Raw genomic sequence first — 20,932 nt, forward strand, 5'->3', positions numbered from 1 at the left:
CAGAGATTTCCATGAGCAACGACGTCCGGAAGCGATCGCCCAAAATCGAGTCGATGGCCGGGTGCTGGCCCATGATTTCGGCACTGCTCGGGGGAACTGCGGCAATGCGGCTGGCGGGCAAAACCTATCTGCCCCAGTGGCCAAATGAAGAGGCCGCGTTTTACCAGAGCCGCCTGAACACGGCCACGCTGTTCCCGGCATTCAGCCGCACGGTCGAGGTGTTGAGTGGCAAACCGTTTTCCCGCCCGGTAACCTGGGACGACAAGATTGTGCCTGTCCGCATTCGTGACATGTTCGCGGATGTGGATTTGCAGGGTACCAATCTGCACTCCTTCCTGGCGGATATCTGTGAAGAGGCCATGGCGTATGGTCTCTGTGGTATCCTGGTGGAACATCCCCCTACCAGAAAGGACCTGACCCGCGCTGAAGAACGTCAGTGCGGACTGCGACCTTATTTCGTCAAAGTCACCGCCAACAGCTTGTTGGATTACGACTCTGAACGCGTCAACGGACAGGAAACCTTCACCATGCTCCGCTTTGTGGAAAGCGTGAGCGAAAGGGATCCGGAAAACGAGTTTGTGGTGAATGCCGTCGAGCAGGTCAGGGTGCTGAACCCGGGGCGCTGGCGGATTTACCGTGAAAAGCGTAATGAAACCACGGGGGCTATGGAGTGGCAGTTGCATGACGAGGGCACCACCAGCCTGCAGAAAATCACCTTTGTCCCGGTGTACGGTGACAAACGTGGCTTTATGACCGGGCGGCCGCCGCTGGCCGAGCTGGCGTGGCTCAACGTCGAGCACTGGCAGTCCCGCAGCGACCAGCAGACCATCCTCCACGTCGCCCGCGTTCCGGTGCTGTTTGGCAAAAAGTTGGGTGACGCGCCGATATCTGTCGGTGCAGCCTTAGCCATCATGTCTGAAGAAGATGATGCTGATCTGCGCTACGTCGAACACACAGGTAAAGCTATTGAGGCTGGGCGCACCGACATTCTCGACCTTGAGGAGAAGATGCGGCAGATAGGCGCGGAGCTGCTGGTGATCAAACCTGGCCACCGCACCGTGGTGCAGACGCTGGCGGACAACGAGGCGGGCACCAGCGCCCTGCAGCGTATGGTGTGCGACCTGACCGACGCCGCCCGCTTGGCGCTGCAGTATCTGGGCGAATGGATAGGCGAGAAAGAGGCGGGGCACGTCACTATCTTCAGTGACTTCGGCGCCACGACACTGGCCGAAGCTTCAGCCGACTTCCTGGTGGGCATGCACAAAGAACGTGCCCTGTCTGACGAGACACTGTTCAACGAAATCCAGCGCCGGGGGCTTATCAGCAGTGAACTGCGCTGGGCAGAGGAGGAGCAGCGCATTCGCGCGATGCCTCCATCACCTGCAGACAAGCCCGCCCCTGTTCCGGCGGTGTAACGCATTCAGGCTCATGCTCCGGCATGGGCTTTTTTATTGCCTGCGACTGCGGATGCAGCGCGGCGTCACGGGCCGGATGGCTCTCAAGGTTGGATGACCCTCATGAAACTGAAACTCGACGAAAATGGCCAGGTGGTCGTGACCGACGGCAAGCCTGTGTATGTGCAGGACGACGGCAAAGAAGTGGCGTTTGATGCTGCCAGCACCCTTCAGACCATTTCACGCCTGAACGGTGAGGCAAAGTCACACCGTGAACGCGCCGAGATGGCCGAGACAACGTTAAAAACCTTTGAAGGGATTGACGATCCGGCTGCGGCGCTGGCCGCACTTGATACGGTGAAAAACCTGGCAGACAAAACGCTGGTGGATGCCGGTGAAGTTGAGAAGGTCCGCACCGAAGCAGTGCGCGCGCTGGAAGAGAAGTATGCGCCTATCGTCAAAGAGCGTGATGACCTTAATCTGAAACTGACCGCAGAGAAGATCGGCGGCAGTTTTGCCCGCTCAAAGTTCATCACCGAAAAGATGAGTATCCCCGCTGACCTGGTGGAGGCTCGTTTTGGAAGCAACTTCCAGGTGGAGGGTGACAACGTCACGGCTTTTGACCGCGCGGGGAACAAAATCTTCAGCGCCATCAACCCCGGCGAGGCGGCCGGGTTTGATGAAGCCCTCGGCATCCTTGTTGAACACTATCCGTATAAAGACCAGATCCTCAAAGGCACCGGCGCTTCGGGCGGCGGCTCCGGCGGGGGGAATGGCAATACCAACCCGAACTCGCTCACCCGCGAACAGTTTGAATCACTCAGCCCTCAGGAGCAGAGCGATAAAGCGCGCGCGGGTGTGCAGATTACTGATTAACAGGACCACACTGCATGTCGAATACCCTGACGCAACTCATCCCCGACCTGTACCAGTCGCTGGATATTGTCTCGCGTGAAATGGCGGGCTTTATTCCGTCTGTCACACTGGACCCCAGTGCGGAACGTGCTGCACTCGGTCAGCCGATCCGCATCCCGCTAACGCCCGCCTCAAAGGGTGAAGATGTGAAGCCTGGGCAATTGCCGCCGGACAACGGTGACCAGAATATTGATAACGTGCCGCTCACCATCACCAGATCGCGCATGGTGCCGTTCCGCTGGGAAGGCGAACAGCAGAAGGGTATCAAGAGCGGTCCCGGTTACAAAGGCATCCGCCAGGATCAGATCACCCAAGCCATGCGCACGCTGGTTAATGAAATCGAAGACGACCTGGGCGATCTTTACCGCCGCGCTTCACGCGCGACAGGTGAAGCGGGTAAAACGCCGTTCAAAGACACCCTGACTGATACGGCGCAGGTGCGCAAAATCCTGACTGACAATGGTGCCCCACTGAGCGATCTTCAATGTGTTATCGACACCACATCCGGTGCAGCACTGCGCACTATGGCGCAACTGACTAAAGCCAACGAAGCGGGGACGACTTCACTGCGTGCACAGGGTACGTTGCTGGAGTTGCATGGCTTCACGTTGCGCGAATCAGCAGGAGTGGCCTATTCCACCAACGACAAGATCGAGAAAATGATCACCGGAAGCGATCTTAAAGAGGGGGAAACGACAATACCGCTTCCCACATTGGGATCTGAGGGAAAATCAGCTGTACCAGAATCAGTTACCGAAGGCTCGATCATCGTACTGGGTAAGCATAAATATGTGGTTGCGGGTGAATCCTATGACGCCATTCATATTCATGAGCCTGGATTGCAGGAAGACTTAAAAGCAGGGACGAAGTTTGAAACGTTGAGTAATTTCGCTGCCAATTTCGCTTTTAGCCGTTCCGCCATCATTCTGGCCACCCGTGCGCCCGCACTGCCGGAAGAAGGGGATATGGCGGATGATCGCATCATGATCACCGACCCGCGCACCGGAATGTCATTTGAATTCTCGATGTACAAACAATACCGCCGTGTACGCTACGAAGTCGCCGCAGCATGGGGATGCCAGAACATCAAACCGGAGCATACTGCCGTTTTATTAGGCTAGGCCTGCACCTGCCTTCATATTCCCTGCATCCCTCAGAGGTCTACATGCTGACACCCCAACAGCAGGCTGATGCACGTCGTTACATGGGTTATTCGCTGCTGGGTGACACCCAGCCGGATGACCGATCCGATGCCGCCTACGCGCAGGTGACGTCAGGACGTTTCCAGACTTTGGCCCATCGCCTGAAAACTCTGCGGTCAGAAGAAGCGGTGATTGTAATCAATCACCTCACTACGCTGGCCACACTGGAAAAGGCGATCAGCACAGCTGGTGATAACCTGGATACCGATAAAGCTGCCGTCTGGCAACGTAATCGTTCTGAAGTCTCCGACCGCACACGCCTGTATAACCAGTGGCGCCACCAGCTCTGCTTCCTGCTGGGTATCCCGCCCGGACCCTCCCTGAGCCAGGGCATTACCCGAATTGTGAGAGGCTGAGATGGATCTGGCACAACTTACGGCCCGGTTGAACCGGGGCAGCGGCCGGGCTGCAAAACGCATCGGCATCATGGTCAGCCATCATCGCGCGGTGAGCCCGTTGTTCCCGCTTAAAACCAAACCTGTGCAGAGGCTGTACGCCTCGTTTACCACGGATTATGGCTACCGTCGGTCGGCACGTTTTGGTCAGGCTGCGCGCATAGGTATTTTCGATGCGACTCATTTTCAGGTGGGGGATTTCCTGGTCTCACCTGATGAAGGGGTACTGTATGTCGCGGCCATGCCGCCACTGCAGCCGATCCTGTGCGTGAAAGCGGATCGGACGATCACTCTTAAACGCACGACAGTTGCCGGAAATGAAGCGGGGATTCAGGATTATGGCGGAACACGTCCTGACCGCGAAAAAGTCCTCATGGAAGGCTGGCCAGCCAGTATTTTGCTGCATCGCAGCGGAGAACATACCCCGGTCAGATTACCCGGAGACACCCGCAGCGCGTGGTTCGGAATACTGATGCCTGCGTTTGGCCATCTGCACATTCGCGCCGGGGATTTGATAACGGATGACTGCGGTGAGCGTTACGTCCTCACTGGTGCTGAACTGACTGACATGGGCTGGCGACTGGCGGTTATGCGCCTGACGATATGATATGGCGAGCGTCGATGATGTATCCCGTTACCTTGCTAAACAGGTCTCCGACGTGGTGTACCCCGACGGCATCGGCCTGCCAGGTATCTTAAGTTTTCCGGTGAAAGTTTATCCAGGCTGGCCAGTGCCAGGCGTCCTGCAGCAGGATATCGAAACGGGCAACGTGCACGTATCTGTCTGGGCGCTCCCGACCGAACGCAGGGTCAACACGCCGCTTGGGCGACCCTTCCGTTCTGTGGCGTCTGGCCCGGAGTCAGGGAAAGCGGTCAGGGAGCTGAAGCGTCAGATCAAAGATTTTCAGATAACGGTCTGGGCACCCACACCCGCATTAAGGGAAAAGGTCGGAACAGTTATCGATACCGCTTTCGCTGATCAGTGCCATATCGATCTGGGCGACGCCACACCCGCGCAACTACTCTACCTGCGCCAGTTTGACACAGACAATGCGGAGAACTGGCATGTGTATCGCCGCGACCTGATTTTCAGTGTGAATTTCGCCACCACGCAGATGATAGCCGCACCGGAAGTCATCCAGACCGTGATCACCCTCAACGACCAGCCTGTCGCTAAATAACATCCGATCATCCTGAACCCTCTCTTTCCAGTGGAGTAACTCATCATGCCGATTTATCCGGCTGGCAGCCTAAACACGTCGGCCCTGAACGCCCCTGACCTGTACGTGCAGGTCGTGCCTCCCCGAACGCGCTTTATCAACGGTGTGGCGACGGATGGTCTGGGGCTGGTGGGTGTGGCGAGCTGGGGACCGGTCAACAGCGCGTTTCGTATCAGTTCGGATACGGACATGGCATTTATGCTGGGGGCTCCCCGTGTCCGTCCTTATGACCTGTCCACTGCGGTGGCGATTTCACTGCAGCAGGGGGCATCAAACCTTAACTGCGTGCGCGTGACCAACGGGCGTGACACGGCAGCCAGCGGCAGGCTTTGTGATAACACGGTTAAAACAGCTTTGCTCTTAACGGCGCTGTACACCGGTACGCGCGGCAACCGTATCAGCGTGATGATGAGCACCGGCACTGCCGTTAACAGCAAAAAACTGACGATCAGCCTGCCGGGCGTCAGCGCTGAGGTTTTCGATAACCTTCGCGGTGAAAGCCTGGCGCTATGGCAATCCATGGCGGACGCGGTGAACCAGGGGCAGCTCAACATCCGGGGGCCCAGTCAGCTGGTCAGGGCGAAAGTCGTCGAGTCCGATGCAACAGCGCCCTCTGCCGTCACAGAGGTGACGCTGGCGGGGGGGACCGATGGTGCTACCGGCATTAAGGATGCCGTGATACTCGGTAACGATGGGGTTGAGACGCCACGAAAGGGGATGTATGCCCTGCGCGGCACAAATTCTCAGGTCATCAACCTGATTGATGTGACCGATAAGGACTGCTGGCCTGATATGGCCGCTTTCGCCGCGTCGGAAGGGGCGTACGTCATTTCTCAGGGTGCGTCTTCCACCGACTGCAAAGCAATGTCTGAAGCGCTGAACAGTTCCGGCGTGGATGACTGGCACTTTAAGCTGCTGGTGGGTGACTGGGCTTACTGGAAGGACAGCGCGAACGGTATCAACAGGTTGATCGCCCCCGCCACGTTTGAAGCGGCGAATATTGCTGCCCGGTCACCACATATCTCAACGCTTAATAAACACATCCCGGGCATCATCGCCACCGAGCGCCAGCTGGCAGGGCGGCCGTACTCGGTACCGGAAATCGGCGCCATCAATTCCGCGCGTCTCGACGTCATCACCAACCCGTGTCCGGGCGGCCATTACTTTGGGATGCGATCGGGGCGCAACGCGTCATCCAGTCCGACCCAGAACGATGACACCTACACCCGCATGACCAACTTCCTGTCGCTGACCATTGCGGCCAGCTTCGGCGGCGTGGTGGGGGACAATCAGACAACAGACCTGCGCCGTGAAACCAAAAGCACGCTCGAGTCATTCCTGTCGAATCTGGAAACGCTGAAGATGATAGAGGATCCGAACGGCGGTCCCGCGTTTTCCGTGCGGCTCGATGCCACCAACAACCCGGACGCCCGCGTGGCGCAGGGTTTCATGACCGCCGATGTGCAGGTGAAATACCTGAACGTGGTGCGTTACTTCCTGGTTAATCTGGAAGGGGGTGGCAGCGTGACCATTACCGTCGCCAACGACCGGCACGCTTAATCCTGCAGACACCGCCCATCCTCATCCGGAGATAAATCATGCCGAGTCTTGGCTATACCGTCGGTCGTGATATCGCCGTTGATATCAACACGCCCGCGGGCAAGCTGCGCATTCCCAAAATAATTAGCTTTGACGCCAAACCGCAGGTCGCCACCCAGAAAATAACCCCGCTCAACGGCCTGACCGATGAGCTGCAAATCCCGACGGGGTGGCACGGCACCATCAGCGCCGAGCGTATGGATGCCACGCTGGATGACTTCTGGGCAAAGTGGGAAGACAACTATTACAACGGTATCGACCAGCCGCGCGGCACCATCACGGAAACAATTACTGAAGCCAGTGGCACGGTCAGTGTTTACCGCTATGAGGGCGTGTCGTTTCATCTCACCGATGCCGGCAACAAGCAGGGTGAGAAGACCGTTAATCAGACCCTGTCATGGACGGCCAACCGTCGCAAAAAAGTTAACTGAGGAGACAAATGGTCAACGTCACCGTCATTTAACAACCGGAATCCCCACCTGTCCGCAGACGATATGCCCGGTCAGGCCACGGATGCCTGCGGCCACGCCATTCGGTATTGCGGAAGGTTTGGGCATCCATTCAGCGCTGGGATATATAGGCAAAATCTGAGTTCTGACTTGAAACTTCATCAGGTAACATAAGTCAAATTACCGTCTCGCTTGCCGCGCAGACCTGTCTGTATGAAACGCTAAGTACGCCGATGAACTTTGAGGAACTCCCTATGCTTAAAATATTTTTGGCCTCAATGATGTTGATACAGTCATCCTCTGCGCCCGCTCAGGATCCTGCGGGTGGGCAGGAGAAATTCCTGCGTGTGCCCGTTTCAGGGCTGGTGGCCTTCACACCCGAGAGAGCGCCGGAGACGGAGGCGTTGATACGTAGCAACCTGTTGCATGACCCCCATTCACCGAGAATCGGCGCACAGGAACCCGCGCTTACCCTGGTGTGTTTTACCGATTATAACGGTAAGGACCGCAAAGCGCTGGATGCAAAGTTGCATAGTCTGCTGGCGCGATACCCGAAGCTAGCTGTGACTTACAAGCTGAATCCTGCACCTTTCCAGCCGCTGAACCCTGCTCGTATGTCGCTGACGATGTGGGAGTCCGAGCCTGATAAATTCGATGCTTTTCATCAGGCTCTAATGCGTTATCAGGGGGTACTGGATGACTACAGCATCCGTCGAACAGTTCGGGACGTGGGGGGCCATATCTACCAAATCAGCCCAGAAGCGACACACACGCTTGCTTCAAATAAGGCTCTGATGAAACAGCTCCACATTACCCATACACCCGCCACACTGGTGGGCGAAACGGTATTTTGGGGGGATGTGCCTTTTGATGAACTGGAATCGGCAGTGAAGCGTGAGTTAAAGGATAAAGCTAGCTCGGGTTCGTATAGTTAACAGCCTTTAATAAAAAATTAGGCCCGTCTGAGGCGGGCCTGATGGCAACGGTAACCAATAAGTTCTCGTATCTCACGCGTGGTATGTGTAACCCGCCACAAGAGAGTGACAGACCAATATGACAGAGATGTTTTGTTACTGATCATATGAGTTGGCTATGGTGAGGTTTGTGAGAAAGGGAAGTTCAGTAAAGATAGAGCAGGTGTTCCAGATGAAAATGCAGCAAATCGGCAGGATGAGGGTGACAGGCAGCGCGCTGACCTCGGCTGGTATGTTCACCACGAAAGGGCTGGATGCATTTTGAAAGCCGTCGCTAACTGGTTCGGGCGCAGACAGATTTTCGCACGCTGAACCTATCAATGCATGACAACGCCCCTGTCACCAGTCAGGCGCAGTTGCTCTCACACCAGAAACTCGGCACGACGATTGTCTAAACCCTTACCGAAGCCAGTGGCACGGTCAGTGCTTTACCGCTATGAGGCCGTGTCCTTTCATCTTACCGATGCACAAGCAGGGTGAGAAAACCGTTAATCAGCTGCTGCCCCAGATGGCAAACCGTCGCAAAAGTACATTAAGGAATAAAAATGGTTCAGGTCATAGTGCATGAAAACAACAAGCCCGCTGCGGCTGCACCCTCAACTGAAGCAAACCAGGTCAGGGATACAGCAGGGCGCCTTATCACCCTGCGCGAGCTGGACCCGGTTCAGGAATCCCGCCTGACGGTCGCCGTAGGGCCTGAAATGGCCATGAACGTGATGTACATGAACATGTATGCCTTCCCGGTGGCGGCGGTGGCGGATATCGACGGTGACGAATACCCGGTGCCGCAGAACCCCAAACAGATTGAAGGCATGCTGGCCATCCTCGGTAAAAGCGGACTGAAAGCGGTGACATCCTGGTTACGTGAGAAGTCGAAAGAGGAAGAGGATGAAGCCACGGAGACCGCCGCAAAAAACTTGCCCGGAACCCTGCGTTCATCAATCAGTGCTGGCTGATGAAATCCGGGGTTCCGTTCAGCATCATTTTTCCGGGACTGACCGGGCTAATGCCTCATGAGCGTATTGCCATGGGCGTGGTCATCCGCGAGTTCGACGGCGCCAGGTACAACTGGAACACAGGCCAGTGGGAGGAGGCCAGCTGATGGACCTTGAGCAGTTCGGGCGAGAGATGTCGTTTGCCTCCACCAAAATTGCGGCAGAGCTTGAGCTGGGTTTTCACATCATCGTAAAAGAGATTGAGGAAACGGCGAAAGAAGAGATTGGCGTGTACCAGCCCGCTTACGGCCCGTTTGAAGCGTGGGCACCACTGGCAGCCTCTACCAGAGCCGACCGTGTTCGCCAGGGTTACACCGAAGACAACCCGCTGCTGCGCTCTGGTGAACTGAGAGACTCAATTGAAAGTGAAGTGATAGGTCTGGCGGCCATAGTGGGCACTAAAAGTCAGATCGGATTCTGGCAGGAAGTCGGTACCGAAAACATTCCGCCGCGCCCCTTCATCGGTCCTGCTTACGTGCGGAAGATTGATCCGCTGATGGAGTCGATTGGGAGGGCGATTTCGCGAGGATTCAAAGCCTGGTAAAACAAAAAGCCCGGGAGTGGTGGCAACCGGGCTGGCACAATCCTGTGCCCAACATTTCCAACGAGAGATTGGTCTCATCACAGGGAAGTAGGAGACACATTTAGCATAGTAGGTGAGTTGGGGATTGCATGCGAAGCGGTAAGAGTTGGAGGATGTAAGACAAAGAAAACCCGGCCGTAGCCGGGTTAAGTAGCTGATCACCAACAGAATAGGCTCTCAGTCTTCTTTTCCAATTCAGTATTTTCTGACTGCTTCTTCTTTAAAATTATAGAGTTATTCTCAGTCGTTCTAGAAGGGTTAAATTTTTTTTGCCATTCTCTGAGTTCGATTTCTTTTTTGAGATTTTCGCCTTTCATTTCAATGCCCTATGATATGCGAGAGAAAAAATGATGGTTAAGATCTTTATCAAAGTAATGCTTGCGCTTCACCCATATAAATCCATCTCCTTTTGATATTATAGCAACATCAATTGGGCCGCCAACGGTTTCATTGTCGTTGGATACTTTTCGCTTGAAAGCTGTAAGGTTTACCAACGATTCTGCCATGTACGCCAAATCTTGCTTTGGTAAAAACTCTATCATTTCAGTTACTTTTGAACTGTATTTATCTGATATATGCCCCTCTACAGTACGTTGAAAATCAGATAAACTGTTTTCTAATAAGTCTTTCGCTTTCGCTATTAAGGTTTCCTTTTCTTGATCTGTTATATTTATTTTATTGATTTCATTGGATATATCTTCAAGCATTCCGTCGTGTTCAACAGATACTCCTGCAAACATAAACTGCTTTAGACTTTTGCTGATTCCATGAAGGAATGTTTCGACTTCTTCTTCTTGTGCATAAGCAAAGACGTTGCTTGCACCTCCCGATGAGCTTTTTTCAGTATTAGGAGAGAATCTCAATTTCCGGTTAAAGAAACCCAAAACGTCAAAGGCTAGTATTGCTGGCATATATTCTTGCTCACCATATCCAGCAAAAACTAATCCCGTGTTATGCCCAAATGGTGATTTCTTGCATGTAATATATGCAAATAACTCAGCAATCACCTCATATAAGCTGTCAGGAATTAAAATACCATCCTCTTTAATCAGTCGACTGTCACATATTTCTTTAGCTATAGGTGTAGCAAACTCTTTGGCTGTCTGTATATCGCTGTCATTCATTCCTTCAAGGAAGTCAGCGTTGGTTAGACCAGATAAGACAACTTTAGATCCCTGCTCGATAAGGGTATATGTCTCTAAAATTGTTGGGCTTAAGCCTGTCTCATCAATTTTAGGTTCAATTAGTGTTTTTTCAATGTGTGTTATTAAGGCGGGAAAGAATCTATTGTCGTAAGTTTCGATTAAATAATTTTCACGAATGTCCATTGGGAGGATATGTTCACCAGAGCACAAAAATTGCCAAAAATCATCAGCATATTGTTGTACTGTATCAAAAGATGAGTCACCAATCTTTTTTCTGTACTGCTTGATAATCATCTCCCATGGAATTCCGCAAAGAGAAGCAGTCCCGAAAATCATAATTCCTAAAGGGTGGTGTTTGCTGAGGGAAAATAGTTTATCGGCCCCATTATAGATTTTATTAATATTATCTCCGCCGGATATGGTTACTGCTGAATCTGCTGCAAGAGATACTGCTGATTTATTAAAAACTGCAATTTCTGCTGTCATAGTTCTGCCCCACTACTTCCCTAGTAAGTGTTTAGCGAACCAGTCTTGGGCTGATTTCGCGACATTAATGAAAGCTTCAACGCGATAAGTGAACACTTCATCAAACGGTGTTCAATTGAAGATTAAGAATTATCCTATCCTATAGGTTTGCTTACCACCACCCTGATAGATGATCAGTACTTACCGATAAGGCGCAGTCGGCCACTTCTTATAGGCAAAGACGTAAAGCATAATGAAATGAATACCCGGACATGACAGCAGCAGTGCCATTTTCCATCCAAAACCAGCTTTTTGAGCTATGCGGAAGCAAGGGATGAACATCAGAAACCAGATGATTAACGACAGGGCTGCGAGAGGGTTTGGCTGTTCCATCGAAAATTCTCCATAAGTTGAATGCCGTCATGTATCGGCAGGAGCCAGTGAACATTTAACCTAAGCGAAATGTACTTATCGTGTTTGCAACATCTCAATCTGTGCGAGCAGACGCTTATGTGTGTCGATCGCGTCCCATATCTGATCCTGAGTATCTCCGTCCCAATCCGGGCAAGCGGCAAGTTCAGCCTTGAACATTTTCAACCTTAAATGGATAGCAGAGATGTCATCTCTGCCACAATTTACGGCGATGCGAGAGAGTTCAGCGTCAGAAATGCGTTTATACATCGACTGAGCGTCCCGTTTTGTTTTAAACAGGCGACCGAGTTTATTCATAATCGGGGTTCCCTCTTATTAACGTTGCAAATGTTATCGTCAGACTGGCTTCAACATTCAGCTTTTTTCCACTCTTCGTACTACAAACATGACCAGCACCGGCTGGTTTTAATACCCGTAAATTGAGGTTTCGATGGATATTCAGGCTTACCGCGTAGCCGTGCGGCTGGCGCTGGATGACCAGATTACGCGCAACCTGATGCAGGTCAGCCGTGACGCCATCGAACTCAACAAGAAGTTCGTCAAAATCACACAGAACATCAAGGCACTGACCAGCGCTGCCAGAGAGGCAACGTCAGCGCTGCGAGCACTGAACCGTTCTCTGAATAATCAGTTTTCCGGCGCATCACGCGGTGCCCGTGATTATGCCGACGCGATCCGCTCTGCTGCCGACCACGCCCAGCGCATGAATAATGCCACACGAAATCTTCCTAAGCTGGCTGGCGGCTACGGCGCGGCATTGACGCTGCCTGTTCTCGCGGCCGGCTCCGCCGCAGCGGGTGGTGGTGGAGGCGGATATGGCAACCATGGTGGGGGACTTGCTCTGCCTCCTCCATCAGGTTCGGGCGCCGGCTGGAATGGCTGGCATAACGGCGTGCCGCCCGGCGGCTGGGGTGGCGGCGGTTCGGGGAGTGGTGGTGGTCTTGGCAGTCCTTCAGGCCATAGTGCCTACTCAGATGGCATGACCAATCTGGCCACCGGCTACCTGGGATTCAAAATGCTGAGCGGCTTTGTGGATGAGGCTGCGCGTTACCAGACTATGACCGAAAAGTTCAGACAGTTTGGGATGAGTCAGGCAGCAACCCGGGAGGCGCAGCAGTTTGCGGAAACGACCCGCATCCGCGGTTCCTCTACGACTGATTTGCTGAAATATATGGTTGAAGCGCAGGGCGTGTTCAGCGATTCCGGCATGAAGTCCCTGGATGAGCAGCTGCGCGCGGCTAAACTTGCTGCGCCTGTGCTGGCGCGCATCAACTTCGCCTCACGCGGACTCGATGAGCATCAGCGCGAGGCCACGTTTGCCAAGCAAATGGACATGCTGCGTTTCACGGAAACGGCGGGTGGCCTGAAAAGCCCGGAACGTTTTAATGCGCTGATGGACGCGGCGTTCAAAGCCATCCAGTCTTCAGGCGGGAACGTCGATTTCACTCAGTTTCGGCAGTTTATGGCCAAGGCGGGCACCTCTGCCTTCAACCTTACCAATAAAGCTCTATTTGCCGAGCTTGAACCCATTATCGGCGAGCTAAAGGGCGGTGCGGCGGGTGAAGCGCTGATGACCGCTTATAACCGCCTTAACGGTATCGTGAAATTGCCGAGCCAGGTCTCTCATGACCTGGTGAAAATGGGCATCTGGGATGCCAGCAAAGTTGACCTTAACAGCCTGGGTGGGGTAAAGCGTTTGCACGGTAACCCGCTCATCAACGCCCAGCTTTTCAGCCAGTCGCCGGTGGATTTCTACGAGAAAATGATACTGCCCATTTACCGGCAGAACCATTACACGGACGAACAGAAACAGCGCGAGAATGCCCTGATATTTGGACGTACCGGCGGCAAGATGTTCAATCTCATCGACAAGCAGCTGGAGACCATTCACCACCGTCTTGACGCCTATGGTATCGCGCGGGGACTGGATGATGCCTATGGCGCTGTGGGCAGCACCTATAACGGCAAAAAAATCGACTTCCAGAAAAAATGGCAAAACCTGCAGCTGGTGATGGGCAGAGACGGCGGTCTGCTGGATACCTTTACTAAAGGTCTCGACGGGCTGACTCATTCGCTAGAACGAATGACGGAAATAGCACACAAACATCCTGAGATGGCGAAGTTTGCAGGAAACACGGCGCTGGCCATCACCGGCCTGGCGGCGGCCAGTGGAGGCCTATGGGTCCTCAAACACGCGGCCGGCGCTTTGCTGTCCCCCCTGAAACTGGCGGGCTGGGGCATTGATATGCTCATCGGCAAAAGTGCCACCACAGGGCTTACAGGACTGTCTGCTGCACTGACCGGACTACCGGCGATAATAGCGGCTGCGACAGTGGCCGCACTCTACCCTGCCAGTACGGTATCCCAGAGTCAGGAAATGAAAGAGCGCGACAGGCTTGCCCGGCAGAATGCGAGTGACAACGGCGCACCCTACAAACCCTGGATGCCCACACAGGCTGACTTCGATAACCAGAGAGCGAGCGAGCAGGCTTATCGTAAGACCGGACGTTATCCACCCATCCCGCCAGTACCGGGCAACAAAACTGAGCAGCCAGTCAATCTCCTCATGACACATGAAGGCCGTCAGGTGCTGGTGGCAACCGTGATAAATCAAATGGCTTTGCAGGCCGCCAGGGCGCCATCATCCACCAGCGCATTCGACTCATCCATGCTGATGATGCATCCCGGGCAGGTCAGCAACCTCGCCATTCCATAATATTCATCTCTGGTAATCCAATAACGATCCTGTCATTCAGATAACTGAATGGCGTTATTGCCATGCTGAGCAGCTGTGGGTGATTTCATTAACGCCACGCTTACAGACGAAAACGTCGGGTAATAAGCTTTGAGATAAGGATTCCGGGAATGATGAAAAAACTCATGACGACATTTTTGCTGATGGGTGCCGCCTCAGTCACTGCGGCAACCGACCAATTGTGGCGGCAATCCGAAGACACCGCTTTATCAACCCATCTTGCGGCGTTACCGCTTGCCAGCACGCCTCAGGTTGAAGCATTGCTTCAAAACAAGTTACTAAATGATCCCCTGTCGCCCGTGGTAGGGGCTACAAACCCGGTACTGAGAATTGTCAGTTTCGTAAATTATGACTGCATCCATTGCCAGCAATTCGACGTTAATCTGGAAAAACTGCTTAAGGCTCATCCCCAGATAGCCATCACATACAAGCTGATTTCATATGGTTCGGGGGCATCAACAGCCGCCACGCGTATGGCCCTGACGGTCTGGATCGAGCAACCGGAAAAGTTTCATGCCTTCCATCGCGCGCTGATGGCATCGAGTGCCATGGCTGGCGATGAGCGTATTCATTACGCATTAAGCACTGCCGGCGTGAAACTGAGTAAATACCGGCCCGATACACAACACATCATAGATATGAATAAAGCGTTGCTTCGAAAACTGCACTATTCAGCTACGCCGACAACATTCATTGGCGATCGTGTAATTTCTGGTGCGGTTCCGTATGAAGAGTTGGAGAGAGCAGTTACAGCTGCGTTAAAAGACGTGTAATACGTTTTGAGCTCCAGAAGAAGGGATTTAAGGGCCAGTCCCTGGCTAATGATCCCTTAGCAAATCAGGTTGACGGATTAGAAGGGCGGCGACTGACGCTGCCTCCTTTTCGACCAGCCTCTACGGCGCGTTGAGGATCATTCCTGAAGTTGCCACCGCTGGCGCGTCCTCCGCGTTTGCCAGCTTCTCTTGCACGTTCTGGATCGTTGGCGAAATTGCCTGCGCCACCTCTACGTTTTACTTCACTCATAGTCAGACCTCATTTCAGGGTTCCATAAGATTTAAGGGCCAGCCAGTAACGATAAAAATTTTAGCCAAGCGAGAGGGATTTTCCACACAGATAGCAGGCTAATTAATTGATGAAGATCATAGATATCGAAAGAATTTGAGTTAAGCGAAATGGAGTTTGAGACGGGCGGATTCGAACGCGCGAAGGAAATAAAAGCCCGGAAAGGGTGGCAACCGGGCTGGCACAATCCTGTGCCCAACATTTCCAAAGTGCGTACTTCCATCACGAGGAGTAACAGAGGCAATTGAATGTTAGTCAGAAAATTTGAGAATGCATGCGAAGCGGTAAAATTTAGCAGCGCTAAATGCAGAAAAGTGCCAATCAACCGACCGGATAACATACTCTTACGGCCCTTGTCAGTTAAAGGGGCTTCTGAACAAACTTGCCACGCAGTCATGAGTTCATAAACCGGGTCAATCACTTATGTCGTTCCTGAATGCCCTTTCCTCCTTCGCACAAGGTATCGACCCGACGGTCACCCGACTGATGCTGGGCGACTTCGAATTCATGGACTTCGAAGTCCCGGAACGTCTGGCCATCGCAGCCAGGCAGAAGACAGTGCAGCACCAGCTGATCGGCGGACGGCGCGTGATTGACGTGCTGGGTACCGAATACCAGCCGCTGACCTGGTCTGGTGTCATGACGGGCGCTCAGGCTGGCGAGCGGATCAGCGAACTCGAGCGTATGCGGGATGCCGGCTACCCGCTGATGATGACGCTGGATGGTTACCGCTTTACGGTGGTGATTACGTCCTTTAGCGCGGTCTACGAGTTTGTCTGGCGCCGCGGTTACACCATTGAAGTAGCCGTGGTCAGTAATGACGGCTCACCCGACAAAGTGGATGCGCTCACCGGGGCACTGCGGGAGCTGATTAACAGCGACCTGGGCCGCGCCCTCGGTCTGGCTAGGATCATCAATCTGGATGCAGTCACACAGGCGGTGAAAGACCTGCATGAGGCGGTCAGACAGGTGACAGACTTTGCCCAGGCAACCGTGGTGCAGATTCAGGCTATAGTCCGGCCGTTGATCGCCGCGCGTAACATTATTCAGCACGAGCTGGCACTGCTTGAAGCCGCTGCAGGCGCAATTACCTCTCTGGGGGGACTGGTGCCCGGCAATCCGATCTCGAAAACCGTCAGCAATGTCCTCGCTCAGTTACATCATTCCACGCAGATCCCCGCGCTTTATCGTATGCAGGATGTGCTGGGGCGACTAAATAAGAACATGAACGCGGGGCGCTCAGTGGAGGGCATCAAGGCGGTGACGCTGTCGGGCGGCAATCTGTACCAGGTAGCGTCCGATCAGTACGGTGACGCGGCACTCTGGACTAGCATTGCCGAGGCGAACAATCTTAATGATCCTAAGCTCAGCGGCATTCACACGCTGAAAATTCCACGACATCCCTCAGGATAAAATGGACGTCAACAATCCCCTTATCGCCTCGCACGCCCGCCATGTCAGCGGGCGTTGTCTTTTAAACGACAGGGCAGTGTCATTCGTGTCGTTCAGTGTGGAAAACCATGCGTTCCGCGGGGCGGCCACCTTCGATCTGAATCTGGCTCTCTCTGCGTTGCCGACTGACATGCAGCTGCTCAACTGGTGGGCAAGGCAGACCACCGTTCAGGTCACGCTGTTTTCAACCATCACGACACGGAAAGGGACGGATGAGAAGCGGCTTATCACGGGCAATATTGATAGCTGGCAGTATGATCCGGCGCGGTTTGCCATCACGGTAGAAGGGCGTGATTTCACAGCAAAACTGATTGATGCGAAAACTACCGGGGAAAGCTTCAGAAACCTGACGGCTTCTCAGATTGCAGCCACGCTGGCACGACGACATGGTCTGAGGCCGGTGATTACGGAGACTAAAGCGCGCGTAGGGGAGTTTTACCAGATAGACACGGCGCACCTCACTGGTGAACAGACCGAATGGGACCTGATCACCACGCTGGCTGCCATGGAAAATTTTTCGGTGTATGTGAACGGCGACGACCTCCATTTCGAGCCGGTGAAGGAGGATGCCGGGGCAGACAATTATGTCATCCGCTGGCAGACACCCGACGCGCAGGCCAGTCCGCAGTGCAATACGTCTGATGATCTCTCTTTCTCCCGCGCACTCACAATAGCACGGGGCGTGACGGTCGAAGTTCTGAGCTGGAATGCCCGTCTCAAAAATAAGCAGTTTATTGCTACCTATCCGCAGCCTACAAATGGCACCGCACCGGGCCATGCCACGGCGAATACCCAAATTTATCGTGTTATCCGTAATGGATTGACGCCGGAGGCCGCCCGCGCGCTGGCGCAATCCATTTACCGACAGGTGATCCAGCATGAGATGACATTCACGTGTTCAACGGCAGGTGACAATCTGCTGATGCCTGGCACGCGGGTGCGCATCGAGGGGACGCAAAGCCCGTTCGATCAACTGTATCACTGCGATCGAGTCCGACGCACGCTAAGCTGGGATACGGGGTACACCATGCACATCTCGGGTAAAAACCACAGTCCGGCGCTGGAGTTCCAACGGTGAGGGCGTTACTGAATATCATGGCGGCCACGGCGCGCCAGAGTGCGGCGGGTGATAGCGGCACACGGCAGGGCATTGTCACCGCCTACGATCCGGACCTTTACGCGGTAAAGATACAGCTTCAGCCCACGGGGGAGGAAACCGGCTGGATACCGCTCAGCTCGCCCTGGGTGGGGAATGCCTGGGGCATGGCTGCCGGACCGATGATCGGCGCGGTGGCGGAGGTCGAATTTGATTCCGGCCTGGCGGGCGTGGGCATGGCGGTTGGGCAGTTTTATAACGACGAAGACCGGTGTCCGGGACCACCTTCAGGCGAGTTCTGGTTGATCCACCAGAGCGGCTCGCTGCTGAAGTTTCTGAACAGCGGAGACGTCTTGCTGAGTGCGAAAAAGAAGCTCACCTATGACGCACCGGTGCATCACTTTACCGGCGGTGACGTGTGCGTTGATGCAAACCTGAAAGTGGTGAAGGATATTTTCGACAACAACGGGCGGTATGGTGCCATTCAGCGTATTCGTACTGTCTACAATGGCCACATTCATCTTGAAAAAGGCCAGGGCAATTTCACCGACCCACCCAAAAAGCCAATGACGTTTTCTCAGCCAGGTTAACCCATGCATGACATCTATCACTATACGGGGGGAGATATTGATTTTTCCTCTACGGGCGATCTACGCACCGCTACAGGTAGTGAACGTACGAAACAACGCATTCTTCGACGGCTCCTCAACAATCCGGGCGAATATCTTTTTCACCCTGGGTATGGTGCTGGTCTGGGCAAAAAAGTGGGTGAGCCCGTTAAACCGGGCGAGTGGAAAGCGCTGATCAGCGGACAGATGCTGCTGGAAGAAGCGGTCGCCCACCATCCCCCTCCGACGGTAAAGCTCACGTTGATACAGGGCGGCGTCAGCGTGTCGATTGCCTATACCGATGCAATGACGGGGATGCAGGAATCACTTCACTTTAATGTCACCCGATAGATTATCTCTCTATGAATATTAAATCTTTCACTCAACTGGTGAGTGACCAGCTCACGGCCATTCATGCACGATCCTCGAAGCTGGTGGACTTCTCAATCGGTAGCATTCTGCGTTCGCTTGCGGAGTCTAATGCCGGCGTGGCTATGTGGATCCAGCACCTTATTGTCAAACTTCTGGTCACCACCCGTGCCGCGACCTGCTCAGGAGAAGACCTCGACAGCTGGATGGCCGATTTTGGATTCTTTCGCCATGGCGCTACTTTGGCTGAAGGGCAGGTGGCGTTTAGCCGTTTCACGGCGACCACTCAGGCAGTGATAAATGTGGGCGCAGAAGTGAAAACGCAGGATGGCTCTCAGGTCTACGCCGTGGTCCCTGAAAGGGGAAACACCGCTTTTAGTGCTGAATTGAATGGCTATGTCATCGCTTCAGGGGTCAGTTCCATTCTGGTACCGGTAAAGGCGATACGTGCCGGCGCAGCGGGCAATGTGCTCGCCGGTATGGTTACTGTAATTTCCGGGTCGATTCCCTTTGTCGATACCGTTATTAACACCTCGCCGATGGCTGCGGGTCAAGATGAGGAAAGCGATCAGGCTTTTCGCGCGCGTTTTATCCAATGGATTGCGTCTCTGGCAAGAGGGACCAGAGCGGCCATCGAATATGCCATTAGTACAGTTCCGGGATGTGTATCGTGGACGTTAACTGAGAACCAGACACCGGAAGGTCTGACTAAGCCGGGATACTTTTATGCCGTAATTGATGACGGCAGCGATCCCTCATCAAATGCGCTGATAGAAAAAGTCCATGCCTCAATCGATGCAGTTCGGGGATTTACCATTACATTTGGCGTGTTACACCCGGAGGTGCTTAAAGCCAATATCAGCCTCAGGGTAGAAACGGAAGCTTATGCGAACGCTGGGGAGATCAAGAGTAAAGTGAAGTTGGCTCTCCATGACTATATCAACAGACTTCAATTGGGCCATATCCTTGCTTACACCCAGTTGGTAAGGGTTGCCTACGGAGCCAGCCCGCTGGTGGTCAATGTGTCCGAGCTGAGGCTCAACAACGGTATTGCAGACATGCCGGCCACAAGTCGGCAAGTGATACGTTCAGGGGATATCACGGTGAGCTAAATGGGAAAAGGCGATACAAATGACATCCACGAAAGGCTTTGTGGTTTGCTTCCCCCTGGCTGGTTTACGGAAGAAAGCCCGACACTGAAGGCTGTGGTGTCGGCAGCTGCCAGCACTTTATCCTGGTGCTACTCCCTATACCTCTACGCCCGTGACCAGACACGCATCCGTTCTGCTACAGGGGGCTGGCTTGATCTGGCCGCCTGGGATTTCTTCGGTCATCGTCTCATTCGATCCGCAGGCCTGTCTGACGAACAGTTTCGGCGGAAGATCACGATAGCGCTCTTTCGCGCGGCGGGGACGCGTCATGCCATCAGTGAGTTAATTGAAGAACTCACGGGTAGCCCTCCCAGGATTTTTGAGCCTCAGTGTCCGCTGGACACCGGTGCTTACGGTGAATCGCACACAGGGTACGGCATGGCTGGCGGTTATGGTTCGAGCCTATTGCCGTACCAGGGATTTATCACGGTAAATCGGCCGAAGCAATCGGGCATCCCCTGGGTCGCGGGCTATCGTACCCCCTCATCAGGCTACCATTGTCCTTCAAGGGGCCAGTACGTCTCTGATGAGCAGGTCGCTGGTGCTATCACAAATGAGCAGATTTTTAAGGCTATCGCAGCAACGAAACTGGAAGGCACCCTCGTATGGGTGCGAATACAGTGAACGCTTTTAACACCAGATTACATCTGGATGGCCACCCTCAGGTGGCC

Annotated in this window: 24 protein-coding genes; 19 read left to right on the forward strand and 5 right to left on the reverse strand. The window is 53.8% G+C overall.

Features of this window, described 5'->3' with window-relative positions; genetic code table 11:
• The first annotated feature begins 11 nt into the window (after nt 1-11).
• The 11 genes from WFP70_RS02930 (at nt 12) to WFP70_RS02980 (ending at nt 9,687) form a co-directional block, all read left to right on the forward strand.
• Nucleotides 12-1,415: a DUF4055 domain-containing protein gene (locus tag WFP70_RS02930; RefSeq protein WP_337022538.1), complete on the forward strand. Its 1,404-nt coding sequence runs from the start codon at nt 12-14 to the stop codon at nt 1,413-1,415.
• A 102-nt stretch (nt 1,416-1,517) separates the two neighbouring features.
• A complete protein-coding gene (locus WFP70_RS02935) occupies nt 1,518-2,270 on the forward strand; it encodes a DUF6651 domain-containing protein (RefSeq protein WP_337022539.1) in 753 nt (250 codons plus the stop codon).
• Nucleotides 2,271-2,284: 14 nt separating this feature from the next.
• Nucleotides 2,285-3,430: a P22 coat - protein 5 family protein gene (locus tag WFP70_RS02940; RefSeq protein ID WP_337022540.1), complete on the forward strand. Its 1,146-nt coding sequence runs from the start codon at nt 2,285-2,287 to the stop codon at nt 3,428-3,430.
• Nucleotides 3,431-3,474: 44 nt separating this feature from the next.
• Nucleotides 3,475-3,867 (forward strand): hypothetical protein, encoded by a 393-nt coding sequence (locus WFP70_RS02945; RefSeq protein WP_337022541.1) that lies wholly within the window; start codon nt 3,475-3,477, stop codon nt 3,865-3,867.
• A gap of 1 nt (nt 3,868) precedes the next feature.
• Complete coding sequence (locus tag WFP70_RS02950; RefSeq protein ID WP_337022542.1) at nt 3,869-4,513, forward strand: hypothetical protein; 645 nt, start codon at nt 3,869-3,871, stop codon at nt 4,511-4,513.
• 1 nt (nt 4,514) lies between these two features.
• Entirely contained in the window at nt 4,515-5,087 is a 573-nt protein-coding gene (locus WFP70_RS02955; protein WP_337022543.1) for a hypothetical protein, read from the forward strand.
• A gap of 45 nt (nt 5,088-5,132) precedes the next feature.
• Nucleotides 5,133-6,686, forward strand: a complete 1,554-nt coding sequence (locus WFP70_RS02960; protein WP_337022544.1) for a phage tail protein — start codon at nt 5,133-5,135, stop codon at nt 6,684-6,686.
• Between the two features lie 38 nt (nt 6,687-6,724).
• Entirely contained in the window at nt 6,725-7,156 is a 432-nt protein-coding gene (locus WFP70_RS02965) for a hypothetical protein (protein ID WP_337022545.1), read from the forward strand.
• Nucleotides 7,157-7,428: 272 nt separating this feature from the next.
• Nucleotides 7,429-8,109 carry a DsbA family protein gene (locus WFP70_RS02970; RefSeq protein ID WP_337022546.1) on the forward strand — a complete coding sequence of 227 codons (681 nt, stop codon included), beginning with the start codon at nt 7,429-7,431 and terminating at the stop codon, nt 8,107-8,109.
• A gap of 584 nt (nt 8,110-8,693) precedes the next feature.
• Nucleotides 8,694-9,104, forward strand: coding sequence for a hypothetical protein (locus WFP70_RS02975; protein WP_337022547.1), 411 nt, complete (start codon nt 8,694-8,696; stop codon nt 9,102-9,104).
• Nucleotides 9,105-9,249: 145 nt separating this feature from the next.
• Nucleotides 9,250-9,687, forward strand: coding sequence for a hypothetical protein (locus tag WFP70_RS02980; protein ID WP_337022548.1), 438 nt, complete (start codon nt 9,250-9,252; stop codon nt 9,685-9,687).
• A gap of 365 nt (nt 9,688-10,052) precedes the next feature.
• Here WFP70_RS02980 and WFP70_RS02985 read toward each other — a convergent pair whose 3' ends face one another.
• The 3 genes from WFP70_RS02985 to WFP70_RS02995 form a co-directional block, all read right to left on the reverse strand.
• Nucleotides 10,053-11,357 carry a hypothetical protein gene (locus WFP70_RS02985; RefSeq protein ID WP_337022549.1) on the reverse strand — a complete coding sequence of 435 codons (1,305 nt, stop codon included), beginning with the start codon at nt 11,355-11,357 and terminating at the stop codon, nt 10,053-10,055.
• Nucleotides 11,358-11,537: 180 nt separating this feature from the next.
• Nucleotides 11,538-11,729, reverse strand: coding sequence for a hypothetical protein (locus tag WFP70_RS02990; RefSeq protein ID WP_337022550.1), 192 nt, complete (start codon nt 11,727-11,729; stop codon nt 11,538-11,540).
• A 75-nt stretch (nt 11,730-11,804) separates the two neighbouring features.
• Complete coding sequence (locus WFP70_RS02995) at nt 11,805-12,065, reverse strand: hypothetical protein (RefSeq protein ID WP_337022551.1); 261 nt, start codon at nt 12,063-12,065, stop codon at nt 11,805-11,807.
• A gap of 133 nt (nt 12,066-12,198) precedes the next feature.
• On the opposite strand from WFP70_RS02995, the gene WFP70_RS03000 reads away from it, so the two are divergent.
• Both WFP70_RS03000 and WFP70_RS03005 read left to right on the forward strand, forming a co-directional pair.
• Nucleotides 12,199-14,484, forward strand: a complete 2,286-nt coding sequence (locus WFP70_RS03000) for a hypothetical protein (protein ID WP_337022552.1) — start codon at nt 12,199-12,201, stop codon at nt 14,482-14,484.
• A 149-nt stretch (nt 14,485-14,633) separates the two neighbouring features.
• Complete coding sequence (locus WFP70_RS03005; protein WP_337022553.1) at nt 14,634-15,296, forward strand: thioredoxin domain-containing protein; 663 nt, start codon at nt 14,634-14,636, stop codon at nt 15,294-15,296.
• A 64-nt stretch (nt 15,297-15,360) separates the two neighbouring features.
• Here WFP70_RS03005 and WFP70_RS03010 read toward each other — a convergent pair whose 3' ends face one another.
• Together WFP70_RS03010 and WFP70_RS03015 are read right to left on the reverse strand one after the other, a co-directional pair.
• Nucleotides 15,361-15,546 (reverse strand): general stress protein, encoded by a 186-nt coding sequence (locus tag WFP70_RS03010; RefSeq protein ID WP_337022554.1) that lies wholly within the window; start codon nt 15,544-15,546, stop codon nt 15,361-15,363.
• A gap of 31 nt (nt 15,547-15,577) precedes the next feature.
• Nucleotides 15,578-16,006 carry a hypothetical protein gene (locus WFP70_RS03015; protein ID WP_337022555.1) on the reverse strand — a complete coding sequence of 143 codons (429 nt, stop codon included), beginning with the start codon at nt 16,004-16,006 and terminating at the stop codon, nt 15,578-15,580.
• 86 nt (nt 16,007-16,092) lie between these two features.
• Here WFP70_RS03015 and WFP70_RS03020 point away from each other — a divergent pair, with 86 nt between their 5' ends.
• From WFP70_RS03020 to WFP70_RS03045, 6 genes are read left to right on the forward strand one after another with little or no spacing between them, the layout of a single operon-like run.
• Entirely contained in the window at nt 16,093-16,998 is a 906-nt protein-coding gene (locus WFP70_RS03020) for a hypothetical protein (RefSeq protein ID WP_337022556.1), read from the forward strand.
• Nucleotide 16,999: 1 nt separating this feature from the next.
• Entirely contained in the window at nt 17,000-18,115 is a 1,116-nt protein-coding gene (locus tag WFP70_RS03025) for a type IV secretion protein Rhs (RefSeq protein WP_337022557.1), read from the forward strand.
• A complete protein-coding gene (locus WFP70_RS03030) occupies nt 18,112-18,723 on the forward strand; it encodes a baseplate assembly protein (RefSeq protein WP_337022558.1) in 612 nt (203 codons plus the stop codon). Before WFP70_RS03025 ends, WFP70_RS03030 begins: the two co-directional genes overlap by 4 nt.
• A 3-nt stretch (nt 18,724-18,726) precedes the next feature.
• A complete protein-coding gene (locus tag WFP70_RS03035) occupies nt 18,727-19,092 on the forward strand; it encodes a phage tail protein (RefSeq protein WP_337022559.1) in 366 nt (121 codons plus the stop codon).
• A gap of 11 nt (nt 19,093-19,103) precedes the next feature.
• Nucleotides 19,104-20,222, forward strand: a complete 1,119-nt coding sequence (locus WFP70_RS03040; protein ID WP_337022560.1) for a baseplate J/gp47 family protein — start codon at nt 19,104-19,106, stop codon at nt 20,220-20,222.
• On the forward strand, nt 20,223-20,885 hold the full coding sequence (locus WFP70_RS03045; protein WP_337022561.1) for a hypothetical protein: 663 nt from the start codon (nt 20,223-20,225) through the stop codon (nt 20,883-20,885).
• The last annotated feature ends 47 nt before the right edge of the window (nt 20,886-20,932 follow it).

Origin of the sequence: Pantoea sp. USMM079, assembly GCF_037153115.1 — a bacterium.
In the GTDB taxonomy this organism is placed as follows: Bacteria; Pseudomonadota; Gammaproteobacteria; order Enterobacterales; family Enterobacteriaceae; genus Pantoea; species Pantoea communis.

Coding starts and splice junctions, on each gene's coding strand:
- WFP70_RS02930 (WP_337022538.1), top strand. CDS start 12: ATGAGCAACGACGTCCGGAAGCGATCGCCCAAAATCGAGTCGATGGCC.
- WFP70_RS02935 (WP_337022539.1), top strand. CDS start 1,518: ATGAAACTGAAACTCGACGAAAATGGCCAGGTGGTCGTGACCGACGGC.
- WFP70_RS02940 (WP_337022540.1), top strand. CDS start 2,285: ATGTCGAATACCCTGACGCAACTCATCCCCGACCTGTACCAGTCGCTG.
- WFP70_RS02945 (WP_337022541.1), top strand. CDS start 3,475: ATGCTGACACCCCAACAGCAGGCTGATGCACGTCGTTACATGGGTTAT.
- WFP70_RS02950 (WP_337022542.1), top strand. CDS start 3,869: ATGGATCTGGCACAACTTACGGCCCGGTTGAACCGGGGCAGCGGCCGG.
- WFP70_RS02955 (WP_337022543.1), top strand. CDS start 4,515: ATGGCGAGCGTCGATGATGTATCCCGTTACCTTGCTAAACAGGTCTCC.
- WFP70_RS02960 (WP_337022544.1), top strand. CDS start 5,133: ATGCCGATTTATCCGGCTGGCAGCCTAAACACGTCGGCCCTGAACGCC.
- WFP70_RS02965 (WP_337022545.1), top strand. CDS start 6,725: ATGCCGAGTCTTGGCTATACCGTCGGTCGTGATATCGCCGTTGATATC.
- WFP70_RS02970 (WP_337022546.1), top strand. CDS start 7,429: ATGCTTAAAATATTTTTGGCCTCAATGATGTTGATACAGTCATCCTCT.
- WFP70_RS02975 (WP_337022547.1), top strand. CDS start 8,694: ATGGTTCAGGTCATAGTGCATGAAAACAACAAGCCCGCTGCGGCTGCA.
- WFP70_RS02980 (WP_337022548.1), top strand. CDS start 9,250: ATGGACCTTGAGCAGTTCGGGCGAGAGATGTCGTTTGCCTCCACCAAA.
- WFP70_RS02985 (WP_337022549.1), bottom strand. CDS start 11,357: ATGACAGCAGAAATTGCAGTTTTTAATAAATCAGCAGTATCTCTTGCA.
- WFP70_RS02990 (WP_337022550.1), bottom strand. CDS start 11,729: ATGGAACAGCCAAACCCTCTCGCAGCCCTGTCGTTAATCATCTGGTTT.
- WFP70_RS02995 (WP_337022551.1), bottom strand. CDS start 12,065: ATGAATAAACTCGGTCGCCTGTTTAAAACAAAACGGGACGCTCAGTCG.
- WFP70_RS03000 (WP_337022552.1), top strand. CDS start 12,199: ATGGATATTCAGGCTTACCGCGTAGCCGTGCGGCTGGCGCTGGATGAC.
- WFP70_RS03005 (WP_337022553.1), top strand. CDS start 14,634: ATGATGAAAAAACTCATGACGACATTTTTGCTGATGGGTGCCGCCTCA.
- WFP70_RS03010 (WP_337022554.1), bottom strand. CDS start 15,546: ATGAGTGAAGTAAAACGTAGAGGTGGCGCAGGCAATTTCGCCAACGAT.
- WFP70_RS03020 (WP_337022556.1), top strand. CDS start 16,093: ATGGACTTCGAAGTCCCGGAACGTCTGGCCATCGCAGCCAGGCAGAAG.
- WFP70_RS03025 (WP_337022557.1), top strand. CDS start 17,000: ATGGACGTCAACAATCCCCTTATCGCCTCGCACGCCCGCCATGTCAGC.
- WFP70_RS03035 (WP_337022559.1), top strand. CDS start 18,727: ATGCATGACATCTATCACTATACGGGGGGAGATATTGATTTTTCCTCT.
- WFP70_RS03040 (WP_337022560.1), top strand. CDS start 19,104: ATGAATATTAAATCTTTCACTCAACTGGTGAGTGACCAGCTCACGGCC.
- WFP70_RS03045 (WP_337022561.1), top strand. CDS start 20,223: ATGGGAAAAGGCGATACAAATGACATCCACGAAAGGCTTTGTGGTTTG.